The 15,812-nt window shown below is 43.2% G+C and carries 17 protein-coding genes; 7 read left to right on the plus strand and 10 right to left on the minus strand.

What is annotated here, in order from left to right; genetic code table 11:
* Positions 1-4: 4 nt before the first annotated feature.
* Together LX99_RS13820 and LX99_RS13825 are read right to left on the minus strand one after the other, a co-directional pair.
* On the minus strand, positions 5-952 hold the full coding sequence (locus tag LX99_RS13820; RefSeq protein WP_109608399.1) for a transcription antitermination protein NusB: 948 nt from the start codon (positions 950-952) through the stop codon (positions 5-7).
* 61 nt (positions 953-1,013) lie between these two features.
* A complete protein-coding gene (locus tag LX99_RS13825; protein WP_109608476.1) occupies positions 1,014-2,099 on the minus strand; it encodes a Glu/Leu/Phe/Val family dehydrogenase in 1,086 nt (361 codons plus the stop codon).
* A gap of 260 nt (positions 2,100-2,359) precedes the next feature.
* Between LX99_RS13825 and LX99_RS13830 the strand changes: the two genes are divergently transcribed.
* Genes LX99_RS13830 through LX99_RS13840 form a run of 3 tightly spaced genes read left to right on the plus strand, consistent with a single transcriptional unit; the run spans position 2,360 to position 3,674 of the window.
* Positions 2,360-2,875 carry a hypothetical protein gene (locus tag LX99_RS13830; protein ID WP_109608400.1) on the plus strand — a complete coding sequence of 172 codons (516 nt, stop codon included), beginning with the start codon at positions 2,360-2,362 and terminating at the stop codon, positions 2,873-2,875.
* Positions 2,872-3,285, plus strand: coding sequence for a hypothetical protein (locus tag LX99_RS13835; protein WP_109608401.1), 414 nt, complete (start codon positions 2,872-2,874; stop codon positions 3,283-3,285). The genes LX99_RS13830 and LX99_RS13835 overlap by 4 nt, the downstream gene beginning before the upstream one ends.
* A gap of 2 nt (positions 3,286-3,287) precedes the next feature.
* Entirely contained in the window at positions 3,288-3,674 is a 387-nt protein-coding gene (locus tag LX99_RS13840) for a DUF6941 family protein (protein ID WP_109608402.1), read from the plus strand.
* Between the two features lie 160 nt (positions 3,675-3,834).
* Here the strand turns inward: LX99_RS13840 and LX99_RS13845 are convergent, their stop codons facing one another.
* Positions 3,835-4,347 carry a hypothetical protein gene (locus LX99_RS13845; RefSeq protein WP_109608403.1) on the minus strand — a complete coding sequence of 171 codons (513 nt, stop codon included), beginning with the start codon at positions 4,345-4,347 and terminating at the stop codon, positions 3,835-3,837.
* Positions 4,348-4,482: 135 nt separating this feature from the next.
* Positions 4,483-5,106, minus strand: a complete 624-nt coding sequence (locus tag LX99_RS13850) for a hypothetical protein (RefSeq protein ID WP_109608404.1) — start codon at positions 5,104-5,106, stop codon at positions 4,483-4,485.
* A 202-nt stretch (positions 5,107-5,308) separates the two neighbouring features.
* On the opposite strand from LX99_RS13850, the gene LX99_RS13855 reads away from it, so the two are divergent.
* Entirely contained in the window at positions 5,309-6,106 is a 798-nt protein-coding gene (locus tag LX99_RS13855) for a DUF3050 domain-containing protein (protein ID WP_109608405.1), read from the plus strand.
* 83 nt (positions 6,107-6,189) lie between these two features.
* Here LX99_RS13855 and LX99_RS13860 read toward each other — a convergent pair whose 3' ends face one another.
* Both LX99_RS13860 and LX99_RS13865 read right to left on the minus strand, forming a co-directional pair.
* Positions 6,190-7,026: an aminotransferase class IV gene (locus LX99_RS13860; RefSeq protein WP_109608406.1), complete on the minus strand. Its 837-nt coding sequence runs from the start codon at positions 7,024-7,026 to the stop codon at positions 6,190-6,192.
* 65 nt (positions 7,027-7,091) lie between these two features.
* Positions 7,092-8,129, minus strand: a complete 1,038-nt coding sequence (locus tag LX99_RS13865; RefSeq protein ID WP_109608407.1) for an RluA family pseudouridine synthase — start codon at positions 8,127-8,129, stop codon at positions 7,092-7,094.
* Positions 8,130-8,204: 75 nt separating this feature from the next.
* Between LX99_RS13865 and LX99_RS13870 the strand changes: the two genes are divergently transcribed.
* Positions 8,205-9,107, plus strand: a complete 903-nt coding sequence (locus LX99_RS13870) for a 1-aminocyclopropane-1-carboxylate deaminase/D-cysteine desulfhydrase (RefSeq protein ID WP_109608408.1) — start codon at positions 8,205-8,207, stop codon at positions 9,105-9,107.
* 168 nt (positions 9,108-9,275) lie between these two features.
* Here the strand turns inward: LX99_RS13870 and LX99_RS13875 are convergent, their stop codons facing one another.
* Positions 9,276-11,303, minus strand: coding sequence for a PAS domain S-box protein (locus LX99_RS13875; RefSeq protein WP_109608409.1), 2,028 nt, complete (start codon positions 11,301-11,303; stop codon positions 9,276-9,278).
* A 462-nt stretch (positions 11,304-11,765) separates the two neighbouring features.
* Here LX99_RS13875 and lat point away from each other — a divergent pair, with 462 nt between their 5' ends.
* Together lat and LX99_RS13885 are read left to right on the plus strand one after the other, a co-directional pair.
* Positions 11,766-13,097 (plus strand): L-lysine 6-transaminase, encoded by a 1,332-nt coding sequence (gene lat, locus LX99_RS13880; protein ID WP_109608410.1) that lies wholly within the window; start codon positions 11,766-11,768, stop codon positions 13,095-13,097.
* A gap of 218 nt (positions 13,098-13,315) precedes the next feature.
* On the plus strand, positions 13,316-13,753 hold the full coding sequence (locus tag LX99_RS13885; RefSeq protein ID WP_109608411.1) for a hypothetical protein: 438 nt from the start codon (positions 13,316-13,318) through the stop codon (positions 13,751-13,753).
* Positions 13,754-13,856: 103 nt separating this feature from the next.
* Here LX99_RS13885 and bshB1 read toward each other — a convergent pair whose 3' ends face one another.
* The 3 genes from bshB1 to LX99_RS13900 are packed head-to-tail and all read right to left on the minus strand — an operon-like array spanning position 13,857 to position 15,739.
* Positions 13,857-14,582: a bacillithiol biosynthesis deacetylase BshB1 gene (gene bshB1 / locus LX99_RS13890; RefSeq protein WP_109608412.1), complete on the minus strand. Its 726-nt coding sequence runs from the start codon at positions 14,580-14,582 to the stop codon at positions 13,857-13,859.
* A 14-nt stretch (positions 14,583-14,596) separates the two neighbouring features.
* On the minus strand, positions 14,597-15,103 hold the full coding sequence (locus LX99_RS13895; protein WP_109608413.1) for a glutathione peroxidase: 507 nt from the start codon (positions 15,101-15,103) through the stop codon (positions 14,597-14,599).
* A gap of 3 nt (positions 15,104-15,106) precedes the next feature.
* Positions 15,107-15,739 (minus strand): DUF4294 domain-containing protein, encoded by a 633-nt coding sequence (locus LX99_RS13900; RefSeq protein WP_109608414.1) that lies wholly within the window; start codon positions 15,737-15,739, stop codon positions 15,107-15,109.
* Positions 15,740-15,812 lie beyond the last annotated feature (73 nt).

The raw sequence follows: 15,812 nt of genomic DNA on the forward strand, positions 1-15,812 counted from the left end.
CAGATTATTCTATAAGGCCGCGGCCAATTTTTTTGATCTTATTTTCGGCTTTCAGCTCAATCAAAATCTTGTCTAAGATACCGTTTATAAATGAATTACTTTTAGGTGTACTAAACTCTTTCGAAATCTCCAGGTACTCGTTAATAGTCACCTTAACCGGTATCGAATTAAAGTTAATAAACTCGGTAATAGCCATTTTCATCAGCAGTGTATCCATCATGGCAATACGCTCGGGCTCCCAGTTTTGGGTTTTGGCGGCAATCAGCTCCTGGTAAGCGCCATCGTACCGCACACTTTGCTGAAACAGGTTCACTACAAACTCGCGGTCTTCAACCCAGTTGCCGGTAATTTCGGCCAGGTGGTTAAGCTTGTAATCATCGTGCGAGAAGTTTTTGAACGTTTTGGCTATCAATGCCTGTAAAACATCCTTATCAACCGGCCAAAAAATAAACATATCCTCAAAAACCTGTTCGGCCAGCGATGATTTCAGGATCACTTTTTTGAAAATGAATTTGATGATGTCTTTGTCGGTTTGCAGGGTATCGCCGGTTTTGGCAAGATATTCTGCATACTCGGGCGAATTGCGGAGGGTGATGAAAAGGGTTTTGGCCAGTTCGGGTTCAAAATTCCAGTCAACCTTGTACTTTTTCTTAGCCTGTATGTACTCTTTGTTATCATTAAGGCTAACTATAAACCTGTTGGTGATAATTTTAAGGTTGGGGTTCAGGTCTTCGGCGGTGGGCAGGTGTTTGTTGGCACGTTCCTGTGCGTCGTTTTCTGAAAAACTTACCACTTCCCCAATCAGCGAGAGCATCCAGATATACATTTCGTAAACCTGATCGATGCTATGGAGCATGTTTTTTTCGAAAAGTTTAACATCTTTCGTATCCGATTGGTGATACGCGTACAGTGCCTGTAGTACTTTTACCCGGAGGTGCCTTCTGTTTAACATTTTTGTAAGAACGATTTTGGTTGCCTTGATGGCAAACGGTGATATAACTAATTAATTGTGTTTAATAGGATGATTTTACCTTGCGGATGTCTTCAATGCGTTTTTCGGCAATTTTATTGGCCGCGTTAATGGTTGAAATATTTTCGGCTTTTGATAGCTTTAATACGTTGCGCGTGGCTTCGTAAATATTTTCGGTAAGCTGAAGCGTGCGTTTCCTGTTAAAATTCATCAACTCGGAATAACCGGTGATGATGCCGCCCGCGTTAATTACATAATCGGGTGCAAACAGGATGCCCTTATCAACCAGCATTTGCCCGTGTTCGGCCTCATCCCGCAGCTGGTTATTGGCCGAGCCCGCTATGATACCGCATTTCAATTTACCGATGGTTTGGCTGTTAACCGTGCCGCCCATAGCGCATGGCGCGTAAATATCGGCATCGATATCAAAAATGGTGTTGTTTGATACCGCCTCGGCGCCATATTTTTTGGCTATCTGTATTACGCGCTCCTCGTTAATATCGCTGGCGTAAACCTTTACATTTTCATCGCGCAGTAAACGTACCAGGTTTTCGCCAACGTGACCAATACCCTGTACAATAACCGATTTGCCGGTTAAGCTGTCGCTACCGTACATTTCGCGGGTGCAGGCTTTAATGCCCATCAATACGCCGAGGGCTGTGATAGGCGATGGGTCGCCGCTGCCGCCAATATTTTCGGGTGCGCCGGTAACATGGGTGGTTTCCATTTTAATGTACTCCATGTCGCGCGGGTTGGTGCCCACGTCTTCGGCAGCAATAAATTCGCCGTTCAGGTTTTTTACAAACCGGCCGAATTTGCGCAGTAAAGCTTCGGTTTTGCCCTGGCGCGAATCGCCGATAATTACCGAATAACCGCCGCCCAGGTTAAGGCCTGCAATGGCCGCCTTATAAGTCATGCTTTTGGCCAAACGCAGCACATCGTCCAATGCTTCACCCTCGGTACGATAGGCCCACATGCGCACACCGCCAAAGGCAGGGCCCAGGGTAGTATCATGAATAGCGATAATCGCTTTCAGGTTGGTATCCGGGTCGGAGCAGAAAACAACTTTTTTGTGCCCGAAAGCATCAAGCTGATTAAATATGGATTCCGGTAGATGTTGCTCGGGCATTTGTTTGGACAAAATAATATTGTTTTTAAGGCCGCACAAAAGTAGCGGTTTTTTTAGTTATGACAAAGTAAAGATACGGTTGAATGATAAAAAGAGGACGGATATATTTATTGAATCGATATTATCACGATTATCAATAAAGATGATTTTTAAGAAGAGCAAGAAGCAAGTGTTTTGCTCTATGTACTATAAAAGAATATTTATAGGATTAATATACATTTTTGTATTATTAGTAGTACATTTAATAGACATTTATCATTATGTTTGGATCAATAATGATCCTAAGCTTTACAGTAAAAAAAGATAAAAAGGAAATTACCTTATACACTAGTAAGAGTAATTTAATTGATAACGAGCAGTATACGGGGTTGGAGGAGACGCCTTTATTTAAGGCTCAAATGGAAGGTCTAAAGAAACAATATCCTGAACTCATTTTCAAAACATCACCGTCAGATTGTTATAACTGCCATGGAATGACATTTGCAAGTAGAAGGACAGGGATATATGATGCAGAAGAGGTTAAGAAAATATTAATGGATGATGAGTTTCATGAGATTCAGTTGGGAGACGTTTTAGCGGGAGATATTGCCGTATGGTACGATAAAAAAAATGGTGACGCAGAACACTCTGGTTTTGTCATTTCAGTGCAACGAGATATACAACCAGTAGTGCCATTTGTAATAAGTAAATGGGGAATTACGTCAGAAGTAATACATTCCGTATACTTAACTCCATACTCCAATACGGATATTAAATATTATAGGTGTAAATTATGAATACAAATAAAGAACAATTGGACTTAAGTACTTTAATGAAGTATCTAAGTTTTGCTAATACACCATCATATTTGTATAAGCACTACAAAGAAAATGATTCTATCGCGACTCTATCAAGCAGTTATTCAACTGATGCTATAGTAAGTGATTTTATGGCAATTGTTAATACGGAAAGGCGAACAATAGAAGATTTAACATTACTATATTCTTTTATAATCGCTTTGACATTTAAACCTACAGAGCAAGTCAACTTTTTCTTTAAACAATTGAAGGATGCGCCGTTGAGATGGGCTGAAAAAATTGCCTCTATATATTTCGCAAATAATTCATCTGAAGTGTGTGATTATAATATAGTGTCTGAAAATATTAGTTTCCAGAAAGATTTAAAAGTAAACACTGAAATATTTTAAATATGTATTTACAATCGCTATTGGTTGCAGAAGAGGGTTTAAGAGATTATAATAGCAATAAGATATCTTTAATAAATATCATAGATTCAGTATCTGCTACTGCTTTTCCATTGTCTCTTGAAAAATTTGTAGTCTTTGCTTTGGCTTACAGAGAAGCAACTGATTTAGAGATATACCAGTTCTCAGGTACATTATTTATATATAATAATGATGAGCTTTTAAAGTCTTCCGATTTTAACTTTAAATTTGGAGAGAAAAATGTTATGAGATATTTATCTCGTTGGAGCGGTGTTGTATTTCAATCGCCAGGTACATGTCGAATTGTAATGAAATTTGAAAACGGCACAACGAAAGAAGTTTATTTTGAATTAAAAAAAATCGATAAGTGATTTATCGGAATCTAAGGCAAATGCTCTTGCCTTAGATTGTTCGATCCTTTGCTGATGCACGTATGCCATGTGTATTTCATAGGAATAGTATTGAATTGTTAAGTAACCAGATTGCCCCGCTACCGCAAGCGAGGACGCTTGCGGTAGCGGGAGTATTGCGCTAAAGCTCCATCTTTACTACGCGAATTTTATTAATCAAATCGGTTCGCGTAGTTAAGCCCTCTTTTTTCAACTTATCTACTACTATGTTAAACATAGGCTGTTTTTTTTCTATGTCAAATTCGTTGTTGTTGTTTGTTACGATATATAAGTCAATGAAAGTTTGATTTCCCTCTCTTACTGTGCAAACATTCATTCGAATAGCGTGCTCAATTGATCCAATCTCCCCGGATTTTAATAAATGTGGTTGATAGGTTCCCGATTGAATAATTTCGTTGTTGTATCCGTAAGCAAACCACGTTCCATTGGGAACGCCGTTTAAAAACGAAGTTTTGCCAGAAACCTGTCCGGTGATAAATTTCGATACGGCCACGCCGGTATATGGAACATTGGTGTTATTGGATATAAAATACATATTGCTCTTTATTACCATGTCGTCAATTTGCACATCCTTAACTGAGCATCCCGTAATAATTAAGAACGTAATAAAAATTATCTCTTTTATTTTTTTCATAGATCATCTTCAAAAAGAAAATTGAGCATTTGCTATATCCGCTACCGCAAGCGTCCCCGATTGTGGGCGCTATGCTAAGCTGTACGCCCCCCCTCAGCAGCTTATTGACCTAATCTCGGGCAACAAGCGAGGTATCTATTCATTAGCCCTGTTTTTACTAACCATTTGCATCGCTTTTACTTTTAAACCCTGGGCTTCGTTTGCGAGATTGGCCGCGCTTTTTAAATCCGGCAGACTTTCAAATTGATAGCGCTCTATGATCGGCAAGGTAACGGCCAGTTTTAAAGCAAGGTGATAGTCGCCCACCTTTATCCTGTTGCTATCAATATGGTTTACCAAAATTGAGAACTGGTTTATGGTGTCCTGGTACTTATGTCGGCTTTGATCTATCATCTCCCTGAAATGAGCCCTCAAAACAGTGTCTTTGATATTCAATAAAAGGTCGCCTGCCGACCTGTAATACTCCAACGATTTCCCGTTGTACATGTCAAACTGTTTCAGGCTGTCAGCGGCTCCGTCATCAAAATGCCGGATCAAATCTTCCAACTTGCGCAGTTCGGGCCGTTTTAGCAATTGGTTAGCATAAATATCATCAATCAGGTTAGCCCCTCTCGAACCTTTTATGGCTGAAAGATCAGTGCTATCATCCGGTATCGACTTAGTAATATCTTTACGTAACCGGGTATTATCATTTTTGGCATTGTTACAGGCAGTACAGATAAATAAAAGTATTGCGGGCAATAAGGTATTAATTTTCATGGTTGAATATAAAACATTGCTACCGATTACTCAAAATGATTGTGCCCCGAATAAGGGTTAAGCATCACTCTGCCATTGTATGGCAAACGTAGTTGTGCTTTGCCATTGCCTTAGGCTCATCACCGTTCTGTCAAAACAAACATTCAGCCTGCTCATTACTACGTCAATCTTTATCTTTGCCTTCAAAAAATCAAGGGAACGTATGGCAGATCACAGCAACCGCATTGCAGCATTAAAAAACGACATCCAACCTTTACGCGATCAACTCATCAATCATCCGCTTTATAAAAACATTAGCTCGCTAGATGAGCTTACTGTTTTTATGGAGCACCATGTGTTTGCCGTTTGGGATTTTATGTCGCTGTTAAAGGCCTTGCAGCAAAGGCTTACCTGTACCGTTACACCATGGATGCCAACCGGCAACGCCAATACCCGCTACCTGATTAACGAAATTGTTGCCGGCGAGGAAAGCGACGTAGACGAGCAGGGGAACCGCGCAAGTCATTTTGAGTTGTATTTGCGCGCTATGCAACAGGCCGGCAGTGAAGCGAAAGGCATCCAAAACCTGTTTAACGAATTGCACTTTGGCAAACATGTGGATGAAGCTTTAATTATTGCCGATATCCCGGTTGCAGCCCGCAACTTTGTGCAGCATACCTTCGAGGTGATCAATACCAATAAAGATTACCTGCAGGCCGCGGTATTTACTTTTGGCCGAGAAGACCTGATTCCTGAAATGTTTATAAGTATTGTTAAAGAGTTAAGCCGACAGTTGCCCGGCAAAGTTGATATCCTGCTTTACTACCTTGAACGCCATATTGAAGTTGACGGCGACCACCACTCGCAACTGGCCTACCAGATGACCGCCGAACTTTGCGGTGATGACGACAGTAAATGGGCCGAAGCTACCGAAGCTGTGAAGGAAGCTTTACAAGCCCGTATAGCACTTTGGGACGGCATATCTGAAGCGATAAAAGTAGAAGTAAGCAGCCCCCTCTAAATCTCCCCCGGCAGGGGAGACTTTTGATTTGCATTCTGGAGTTTTTAAAAGCCCTCCCTTCCGGGCAGGGTTGGGTGGGGCTGCTACAGCTTATTCAATTCATCCATCAGCACCTTGCTGTACTTGTTAAAATAGCGCCTCACCCCAAAACCCATTACCGTTTGGATGCCCCTGGTAGCGTTGGTTAAAAACACCTCATCGGCTTCGTACAAAATATCGGGATTGATCTGGGCTTCGGTTAGGGGGATATTGTTTTCTTCGGCCAGTTTAATCACTACCTGGCGCATTACGCCTTCCACACACCCCTCGCTTAAAGCAGGCGTATACAAATGATTTTGGTAATTAATAAAGATATTGGAGCTGCTGGCCTCGCATAAATTGCCGTTTTGGTTCAACAGAAAAACATCATCAAGCCTGTTTTGCGTTTTATGGATGCCCGCCATCACATAAATAAGCGAGTTGCAGGTTTTTATGTTGGATAGGTAATTACATGGCTTGGGCAAATCGGCAAAAACATCCATAATAAGCCCGCGCTCGTTTAAAAAATAGCGGGGCTCCTCGCTGGGGTTCAGTTCCAGGCAGTAACCCATTTTGTTTTGGCTTGGCGTGTAAAGGCCTTCGGCATCGCGGTAAACAGTAAGGCGCAGCCTGCCATGCTTAACTCTGTTACGGCGGGCCAGTTCGGTCACTATCTCGTTTAAAAACCAGGTATCCATTTGCGAGTACCCGTCAATTTTGAGGGCTTTCATGCCGCGCTGCAGCCGGTCGGCATGCAGTTCGGCAAATTTCAGTTTTCCCTTCATCAGCCGCATACTTTCAAACAGGCCGTCGCCATATTTAAAGCCCCGGTTACCGACGCTCAACAGCGGTGTGTTTTGCGGAAAATATTCGCCGTTAAAATTGATGAATACGGGCATCATGTTATAAACAGGTATAATCTAAAGGCTGCTGGTTAATTGTTAAATGGCTGTTTCTGTTAAACGTATTATTCCCTGTTGTCGGTATCGCTGTACCTTCGCCATTTGGCCAGTACAGCTTCAAAATCGGCCGGTAGGGGCGATTCGAAGTGCACCTGTTTTTTTAATGTAGGGTGTAAAAAGCCTAAAGTCTGCGCGTGCAGCGCCTGCCTCGGCATCAGCGCGAAACAGTTTTCAACAAACTGTTTGTACTTGCTGAAGCTGGTACCCTTTAAAATCTTATCGCCGCCGTAAGTAGCGTCGCTAAACAGCGGGTGACCAATATGCCGCATATGCGCCCTGATCTGGTGGGTACGCCCGGTTTCCAGCTGACATTCTATCAGCGTAACATAGCCCATCCGCTCCAAAACCTTATAGTGCGTTACAGACCATTTGCCTTTTTCCGGGTCATCATATATCGACATTACCCTTCTATCGGCCACACTGCGGCCAATATAGCCGGTTACGGTGCCATCTTCAGGTAAATCGCCCCAAACCAGCGCTATGTATTTACGGGTAATGGTATGCTCAAAAAACTGTTTAGCAAGCCAGGTCATGGCGCGTTCGTTTTTACTGATAAGCAGTAACCCCGAAGTATCTTTATCAATACGGTGTACCAGGCCGGGCCTGCCATCATTACCAGGCAGAGTAGGTAACTGCTGAAAATGATAAACCAGGGCGTTTACCAGCGTACCTGTGTAGTTGTTATAGCCGGGATGTACCACCATGCCCGGTTCCTTATCAACCACCAGCACATCATCATCTTCATAAATAATATTGATGGGGATGTTTTCCGGATATACTTCCGTATCGCGCGGCGGGTGAGGCAAAACCACCGAGATCACATCCAGGGGTTTTACTTTATAGCTGGATTTGATGGTTTTATCGTTCACCAGCACGTTGCCCAGCTCAATGGCGTTCTGGATGCGGTTGCGCGAGGCATTCTCCACCCGGTGCATCAAAAACTTATCAATACGCAAAAGCGACTGCCCCTTATCAACAACTATGCGCAGGTGTTCATAAAGGTCCTGTTCTTCCTGTTCAACAAGTTCGGGTTCGTATGCCATTTGAGGCGCAAAAGTAATCGTTTTTTGTGGTTCGTTAAGCGTAATATTGCAATAGCATTAAGGCGATATTATTTTATGAACATCGATCTGGAAATTTTCAGCCCCGTACAGCCCATCAGCAACCCCATGTTTGATGCCCGGGGGGTGAAGGTTTTAATTAAACGCGATGACCTGATCCACCCCATGATATCGGGCAATAAATGGCGCAAACTTAAATACGTACTTAAAAGGGCACAGCATCAGCACAAAATACACCTGGTAACCTTTGGCGGCGCATACTCCAATCACCTGCTGGCAACCGCTGCCGCGGCGGCCAGGTTCGGCTTTAAAAGCACCGGCATAGTGCGGGGCGAGCAGGTTGATAACGACACCTTATTTTTATGCCGTCTGCATGGGATGCAACTGCAATTTACCAACAGGGACAGCTATCGGGATAAACCGGCATTGTTTCAGCAATTTTTTGGTAACAACGGGCAGGCTTTTTTTATTGATGAAGGTGGAGCATCGGCCGAAGGGGCTTTGGGTTGCAGCGAACTGGTAGATGAATTGCCCGAAACCTACGATCATATCTTTTGCGCCTGCGGAACCGGCACCACGGCGGCAGGCATCATCAACGGCTTAGGCAATCATCAGCTTAAAACGAAATTTAATGCGGTGCCTGTATTTAAAAACGGCGGTTTCATTAAAAATGAGATCGACAGGTTTTTAACAGTCGCCGCTGATTTTAACGTTCACACCGGCTACCATTTTGGGGGATATGGAAAAGCAAACGATGAACTGATCAACTTCATTAAAAAGTTTGTGGCCGACACCGGTATCCTGATTGAACCGGTTTATACCGGCAAAATGATGTACGCGTTATTTGACCAGGTTGAAAAAGGCGCGTTTAAGCCGGGGAGCAAAATTTTAGCCGTACACAGCGGCGGAATCTGGGGGTTATTGGGGATGAAGGAAAAGTTTGACCGATGGTCTTTTTGATTGCGTTGATTTTGTCTGAACCGAAATTTATCGAATTAAGAAATTACCAGAATTTTAAAGCGGTTAGCAAATTCCATAAATTCTAATAATTCCCCCAAATTCGAGTTCAGACAAAAGAAGCGAAACAAAATCCCGTAATCCAAAAATCCTCCCAAATCCCGGTTCAGATTACGCATCCATATTGATCGGTATTTCAAAATAAAACGTCGATCCCTTTCCATACTCACTTTCCACCCATAATTTTCCGTTGTGTCGGGTTACTATCTCATTGCAGATATACAGGCCGATCCCCAGGCCCGACATGTGTGAAGCCAGATTTTCGACCCGGTAAAACCTCGAAAAAACACGATCTAACTGATCGGGCTGGATACCGATACCAAAATCCTGTACCGAAACCCTGAATTTATCGCCGTTCACACCTGCCGTAATGATTACCTCATCGGCTTTAGGCGAATATTTAACCGCGTTGGTGATCAGGTTTATGATAACCTGCTCAATACGCTGGCTGTCGCCGTTTATAAACAGTGTTTCAAATGGCATATTAAAAATAAGCCGGTGCGACGGGTTGGTTTGCTGCAAAATTTCGCGTAAATCGGTAAGCAGCCTCACCACATCAAAACCGGTATAAGTAAACGGGAGCTTACCGGTTTGAATTTTGGTAACATCCAGCAAATCCGATATCAGCGTGGTTAATTTACCAACCTGGTCAAGCGCTTTGCCTACAAGCACCTTATTTTTTTCATCGGCTACTAAATTCCGTTCTATAATTTGCAGATAGCCTTTCAGGCTGGTAACGGGGGTACGCAATTCGTGACTGGCAAGACCTATAAACTCGTCCTTTTTTTCGTTAAGCTGCTTAATATCCTCGTAAAGTTTGGCGTTGTCAAGCGCAACAGCTGCCTGGGCAGATACGGCCACCACAAGCTGCTCATGCTCGTGGGTAAACTTAGCCGGTTCGGGGTGGCCAAAAAACAAGCCGCCTATCACCTTGCCCGATTTTGCCCTCACCGGCACCGCCAGGTAACTCACTACCGGCAAATGCCCTGCAGGTTTGCCAAAATGCGGATCATTTTTTCCGTAACGCGCATCTTTGGTGATATCGTCAACCCTTACCGCGCCCTCACCGCTAAACGTAGGGTGAAAAACTGCTGTATTACGGGGCATCTCCAGGTTTTCGAAAGCCTCACGCGGGGCGCCCGATAAGGTGAACAGCTTATATGATTCGCCCTTTTCATCAATAAGGTTATGAAAAAAAGCGCCGAACTGTGCGCCGCAGAGTTGCGTGGTAGCATCGGTAACCTTTTGCAGGATGTTCTGGATATCCAGTTCGGCCGAGATCACCTGCCCTATGGTGTTCAAAATCTCCAACCGCTCGGCATATTGCCGCGTACGCTCTTCGGCCTCTTTTTGCCTGCGTATATCCCGTATTATTTTTGAGGCGCCAATTACCCGGTTGTTGCTATCCCTCATGGGCGATACGGTAAGTGAAATTCTCACCTCATCGCCGTTTTTGGCTTTGCGTACGGTTTCAAAATGTTCAACGCGTTCGTTAGCTTTTATTTTTGAAACGATAAGCTTTTCTTCATCATACCTGTCTTCGGGCATTAACTGGAAAATATGTTTTCCGATGATCTCTTCTTCCGTGTAGCCAAACAGGCGTTGCGCGGCATTATTCCAGCTGGTAATTATCCCATCCAGTGTTTTACTGATAATCGGGTCTTCCGACGAATCGATAATCGAGGCCAGCATCGCCTTTCGCGACTCATGGCTTTTTTGCGCCGTAACATCAACCAGCATGCTAACCGCGCCAATCAGTTCCTGTTTTTCATTAAAACGCGGCCGCGGGGTAGGTAAAATATACCTGATGGTGCGATCGCCGCGTTCAATTATAAGCTCCTCGCCGATAACAGCCACACCCGTTTGCAGGGTACGCCCCATGGGCGATTGTTCATAAGACAGCACGGTGCCATCGGTACGAAAAAGCTTCCAATCCATAAACCACTTGTCGCGACCAATATGTGGTGGCCTTCCCCATAACTCAACGGCGGCTTTATTAAATGAAACTATATAGCCATCCTTGTCGCAGGTATATACCGCAATGGGCAAATCTTCGAGCAGGTCCCAGGCTTCAGTACCGGCAAGCGTTGCCTTTAAGGCTGTTTTGGTTTGATAGGCTGACGATGGTTCTACTCCCATATTTTCACTGGTACCCCACTTTAATTATGCAGTGCTGCTAAATTAAATAATAAAATAACCAACCAATAAAAGAATTTAATCGAAAGGAAACTCCTGGTGAGGTGATTAATTGCTATAAGATACATACAATCAACATTGAAGTATGTTTGAGCGGGCTTCATAAAATCGCTCTTAAAAAATCATCAATGCTCACCAGGCGTTACCCCAAATTTTGTTCCGCTGGCACCACCTCTATATAAGCCGGGCAAGTGGTTTGGTTTTTAGGAGGCGTAAAATGAAAACAATGATGATTTTGCTCCATTTATTCAAAAACATACGGCTTGCCAAAGTGTACCATTTTTGAGTTTGGTACAAAAAGTAAGTTTAAACAATTTAAAGTTACTTTTTGGTCAATCGGTTCAAAAACTGCCTAAATTTTGATTTTAGGCAGTTTTTATTAAATTTGTAACAAACCAATTTGATATGTACAACCTACTTGTTTCTCCGCAAAACGTGCAGGCTTCGTTACAGAAGCATGTGTTAGCCGACGGCTTCGACCTCACTTTCGATATGGAAAAAAGTAAGGGTGTTTATATTTACGATGCCAAATACAACCGCACATTACTTGATTTTTTTACCTGCTTCGCCTCGGTGCCGCTGGGTTATAACCACCCCAAAATGGTAAACGACGAGGAGTTTAAAAAAAACCTGATGCTTGCGGCCTTAACCAACCCTTCAAACTCGGATATTTACACTACCCAGTACGCCCAGTTTGTTGAAACCTTTGCCCGTATAGGTATTCCCGATTATTTACCGCATGCTTTTTTTATTGCAGGCGGGGCTTTGGCTATTGAAAACGGACTTAAAGTGGCTATGGACTGGAAAGTGCAAAAAAACTTTGCCAAAGGTTACACCAAAGAAAAAGGCTTTAAAGTACTCCACTTTGAGCATGCCTTTCATGGCCGTTCGGGTTATACCTTAAGCCTTACCAATACCGTACCCAATAAAACCAAGTGGTTTGCCAAGTTCGACTGGCCTCGGGTATCTGTACCTTATATCAATTTTCCGTACAGTGATGCCAATCACGATGATTTACTGCACCGCGAGGCGCTGTCTGTGGCACAAATAAGGCAGGCCTTTGCCGATAACAAGGATGATATTTGCGCCATCATTATCGAGCCCATCCAATCGGAAGGGGGGGACAACCATGTGCGGAAGGAATTTTTGGAAAAACTGCGCGAACTGGCCGACGAATACGAGGCCTTATTAATTTACGATGAGGTGCAAACCGGCGTGGGCTTAAGCGGTAAATTCTGGTGCCATGAACACTTCGGCGAAAAAGCCCGTCCGGACATTTTAGCCTTTGGCAAAAAAATGCAGGTTTGCGGCATACTGGCAGGCCGCCGTATTGATGAGGTGGAGGATAATGTTTTTAAAATATCATCGCGTATTAACTCAACCTGGGGAGGTAATTTGGTTGATATGGTACGTTCATCAAAAATACTGGAGATTATTGAAGAGGATAAACTTTGCGATAACGCGGAGGCAATGGGCCAATACCTGCGGGCAGGTTTAAGTGAAATAGCACAGCGGAACCCGGTAATCAGTAATGTACGCGGCCGTGGATTGCTCACCGCCTTTGATTTTCCTGACAAAAACACAAGGGATAATTTCTTGAAAAGAGGATTTGATAATAATATTATGTATCTTGGTTGCGGTGAGAAGAGCATACGTTTCCGCCCGGCGCTCATTATTGAAAAAAGCCATATTGACACAGGCCTGGATATGATAAATCAGATATCGGCCGCCCTGTAACTATTCACAAAGAGAACCTTGTTATTGCCCCATTTTACGGGGTGCACAACTGGATGTTAACTAATATTTAATAAGGACAAAAGCACATCTATTATTTGCAAAATACAAAAGATATTAAAATACGCTACTTTTTTTCCAAAATACGCTATATTTTTTGTTATTATTCCAATTAGATTTGTTGTAACCCGTTTTAAGTAACGTAGTTCTATCCATTTGTTATGAGTAAACATATAGAGAAATTAAAAAAACAACTTATTGAGGTTGCGGAAGTTGTAAATTCGTTTAAATCAGAAGCAGTACAGGTTCGGATTATTGATCGCCTACTGGAGGTAATGATTGAATCTGAAAAAACGGATGCGGAAGGCGCCGATTTGTTCAGCAAAAAAGGACGCAAATTACGTTTGGAAGATGAAAACGGGGTAGTTACCGGTCGTAAAAAACCAGGTGCCACTAAAATATTGAACCAGCTGCTGAATACCGATTTTTTTGATAGTCAACGCTCTATATCATCTATAGCGAACTATTGCAAAGAGCAATATGATTCGGACTTTAAAACTTCCGAGTTATCTGGGATCCTTTTAAAACTGGCTAATGAAAATAAGCTCAGAAGAGAAAGAAGCAACGAAAATAATCGTTTTGAATATATTAAAGCTTAAACAGATCTAATATCCACATATTAAAAAGAGCCTCCCCGATAAACAGGGAGGCTCTTTTTGCTGAAACAGGTCAGCTATTTTGCAAATAGCGGTATAAAAATTCCTACTTAAGATTAAACAGGTTATCTACCCCTAAAATTTTCCTGCTTGTAAAACCTTCGGCATATTTAGCACCAATTGCCTTACCAAATTCCCGGGCACGCCCTGTAACTATTTCAATAAAATCGGGAGTTGAAATGTAGGTTTGCGGCTCCCCTTCCCAATCAGGGTTGTAAAACTGCGACCCATAAGCATAAATGCTTTCAATCTTTTTGTCCCAGTGTTCGGTAATGTCTACCAGTATATCAGGCGTTATATAGTTATCCTGTATGAAATGCATCACCAGGTCTGGTCGCCAGGCTTCCTGAACTTCGCCGTTGCCGTGATACGTTTCAATTTTTCTGAGCCCGGCCAGAAATGCCGAAGCCTCCACCAGTTGATTGGCCCGGCCATGATCGGGGTGACGATCATGATAGGCATTGGTAATAACAATTGCAGGTTTATATTTACGGATAGCTTCGATAACCTTGATCTGGTATTCGCGGGTGTTTTCAAAAAAGCCATCCGGTAAACCAAGGTTTTCGCGCACAGCAAGGCCCAGGATCTTCGCCGCTGCTTCAGCCTCCTGTTTACGGATCTCGGCCGAGCCGCGGGTACCCAGTTCGCCGCGGGTAAGATCAATAATACCCACTTTATAACCGAGGGCTATATGTTTTAAAATTGTACCGGCACAGCCCAGTTCCGCATCGTCGGGATGTACGGATAAAACCAGTATATCTAATTTAAGCATGGCGCAAAGGTAAGTTATTGCTTAGCCGGGGCTGTCAGCAGGCGGTCAATCTTTTTCCTGATTTTTGACGACAGCGGCTTGGTGAAAGGGTAGTAAAAATCAACCACATGGCCTTCCTGATCAACTAAAAACTTATGAAAATTCCACCGGGGGCTTGAAGCCAGTTTACCATTCGCTTTCTTATCGGCAAAGAACCGGTACAGCGGATGGGCGTAGGCTCCCCTAACTTTTATCTTATCAAACACCGGGTAATTGGCGCCATAGTTTTCACAAAACACGCCGATGGCTTGTCCGTCTAAAGGTTCCTGCTGGCCAAAATCGTTAGAAGGGAATGCGAGGATCTCAAAATCGCGCCCCGCAAATTGCTTTTTCAATTCCGCAAGCTCTTTAAGCTGCGGGGTAAAGCCGCATTGTGAAGCGGTATTTACAATCAACAGTACTTTACCTTTATACGCGGAAAGATCGGTTTCTTCACCGTTTAGCTTTTGAACGCTAAAGCGGTAAATGCTTGTATTATCCATTAATTAGTTATTGGTCGAGTCGTAACCGGCCTGGGTTAATATGGCCTCAATGTCACGCTGCTCCTCGCGGTCGTAAGTTTCTTTAAGGTTATGACCAAATATGCTGGCTATTGATTGAAACATGAATGCCTTAAAACCGCCTTTCAGTTCTTTAACCATGGCAAAGCTTGTTTGGCCCGTTTCGCGATCAATCAACTTGATCAAAACCTCTCCCTGACTAATTGTCAGGTTCTTTATTTCTTTATTAAACAGGGTTTTTATTTCGTCTTCGCACTTGCTTACAAGCTCCTTTTGGGTTTTCTTATCGGCAGTAACCGCAAGGTCACGTTGCAGCTGGCGGTATCTTTGCCCGGCAAAGCGCGCGTACGGCAACACTTTAAGCACATTGTAACGCAGGCGACGATAATTTAGCCTGTCGGCTTCGCTGGCAAAAATGCGGGTATCTACAATTTTCACCTCGGGCTCAACAATCCATGGCACCAGTTCGCCATCTAAAACAGTCATAGCCGTTTTGATGGTATCATTTTTGCCAAGTTTTACAGATGGAGGCGTAGGCGTAACGGCAGGCGCAGTTGTCTGGGCGTTTGCAACGCCAAGCAGACAACAGAACAACAACACAAAACCAATAAATTTCATATTTTTACTTACAACAAAAATAATGTAATTTTTTTTGGTATTTTACTAATACCCGCAATAATATTTATTTGCC

Origin of the sequence: Mucilaginibacter oryzae, assembly GCF_003148845.1 — a bacterium.
Classification (GTDB): domain Bacteria; phylum Bacteroidota; class Bacteroidia; order Sphingobacteriales; family Sphingobacteriaceae; genus Mucilaginibacter; species Mucilaginibacter oryzae.

Bases quoted from the DNA above. Each gene is read 5' to 3' on its own strand.
- LX99_RS13820 (WP_109608399.1), bottom strand. From the start codon at position 952: ATGTTAAACAGAAGGCACCTCCGGGTAAAAGTACTACAGGCACTGTAC.
- LX99_RS13825 (WP_109608476.1), bottom strand. From the start codon at position 2,099: ATGCCCGAGCAACATCTACCGGAATCCATATTTAATCAGCTTGATGCT.
- LX99_RS13830 (WP_109608400.1), top strand. From the start codon at position 2,360: ATGTTTGGATCAATAATGATCCTAAGCTTTACAGTAAAAAAAGATAAA.
- LX99_RS13835 (WP_109608401.1), top strand. From the start codon at position 2,872: ATGAATACAAATAAAGAACAATTGGACTTAAGTACTTTAATGAAGTAT.
- LX99_RS13840 (WP_109608402.1), top strand. From the start codon at position 3,288: ATGTATTTACAATCGCTATTGGTTGCAGAAGAGGGTTTAAGAGATTAT.
- LX99_RS13845 (WP_109608403.1), bottom strand. From the start codon at position 4,347: ATGAAAAAAATAAAAGAGATAATTTTTATTACGTTCTTAATTATTACG.
- LX99_RS13850 (WP_109608404.1), bottom strand. From the start codon at position 5,106: ATGAAAATTAATACCTTATTGCCCGCAATACTTTTATTTATCTGTACT.
- LX99_RS13855 (WP_109608405.1), top strand. From the start codon at position 5,309: ATGGCAGATCACAGCAACCGCATTGCAGCATTAAAAAACGACATCCAA.
- LX99_RS13860 (WP_109608406.1), bottom strand. From the start codon at position 7,026: ATGATGCCCGTATTCATCAATTTTAACGGCGAATATTTTCCGCAAAAC.
- LX99_RS13865 (WP_109608407.1), bottom strand. From the start codon at position 8,129: ATGGCATACGAACCCGAACTTGTTGAACAGGAAGAACAGGACCTTTAT.
- LX99_RS13870 (WP_109608408.1), top strand. From the start codon at position 8,205: ATGAACATCGATCTGGAAATTTTCAGCCCCGTACAGCCCATCAGCAAC.
- LX99_RS13875 (WP_109608409.1), bottom strand. From the start codon at position 11,303: ATGGGAGTAGAACCATCGTCAGCCTATCAAACCAAAACAGCCTTAAAG.
- lat (WP_109608410.1), top strand. From the start codon at position 11,766: ATGTACAACCTACTTGTTTCTCCGCAAAACGTGCAGGCTTCGTTACAG.
- LX99_RS13885 (WP_109608411.1), top strand. From the start codon at position 13,316: ATGAGTAAACATATAGAGAAATTAAAAAAACAACTTATTGAGGTTGCG.
- bshB1 (WP_109608412.1), bottom strand. From the start codon at position 14,582: ATGCTTAAATTAGATATACTGGTTTTATCCGTACATCCCGACGATGCG.
- LX99_RS13895 (WP_109608413.1), bottom strand. From the start codon at position 15,103: ATGGATAATACAAGCATTTACCGCTTTAGCGTTCAAAAGCTAAACGGT.
- LX99_RS13900 (WP_109608414.1), bottom strand. From the start codon at position 15,739: ATGAAATTTATTGGTTTTGTGTTGTTGTTCTGTTGTCTGCTTGGCGTT.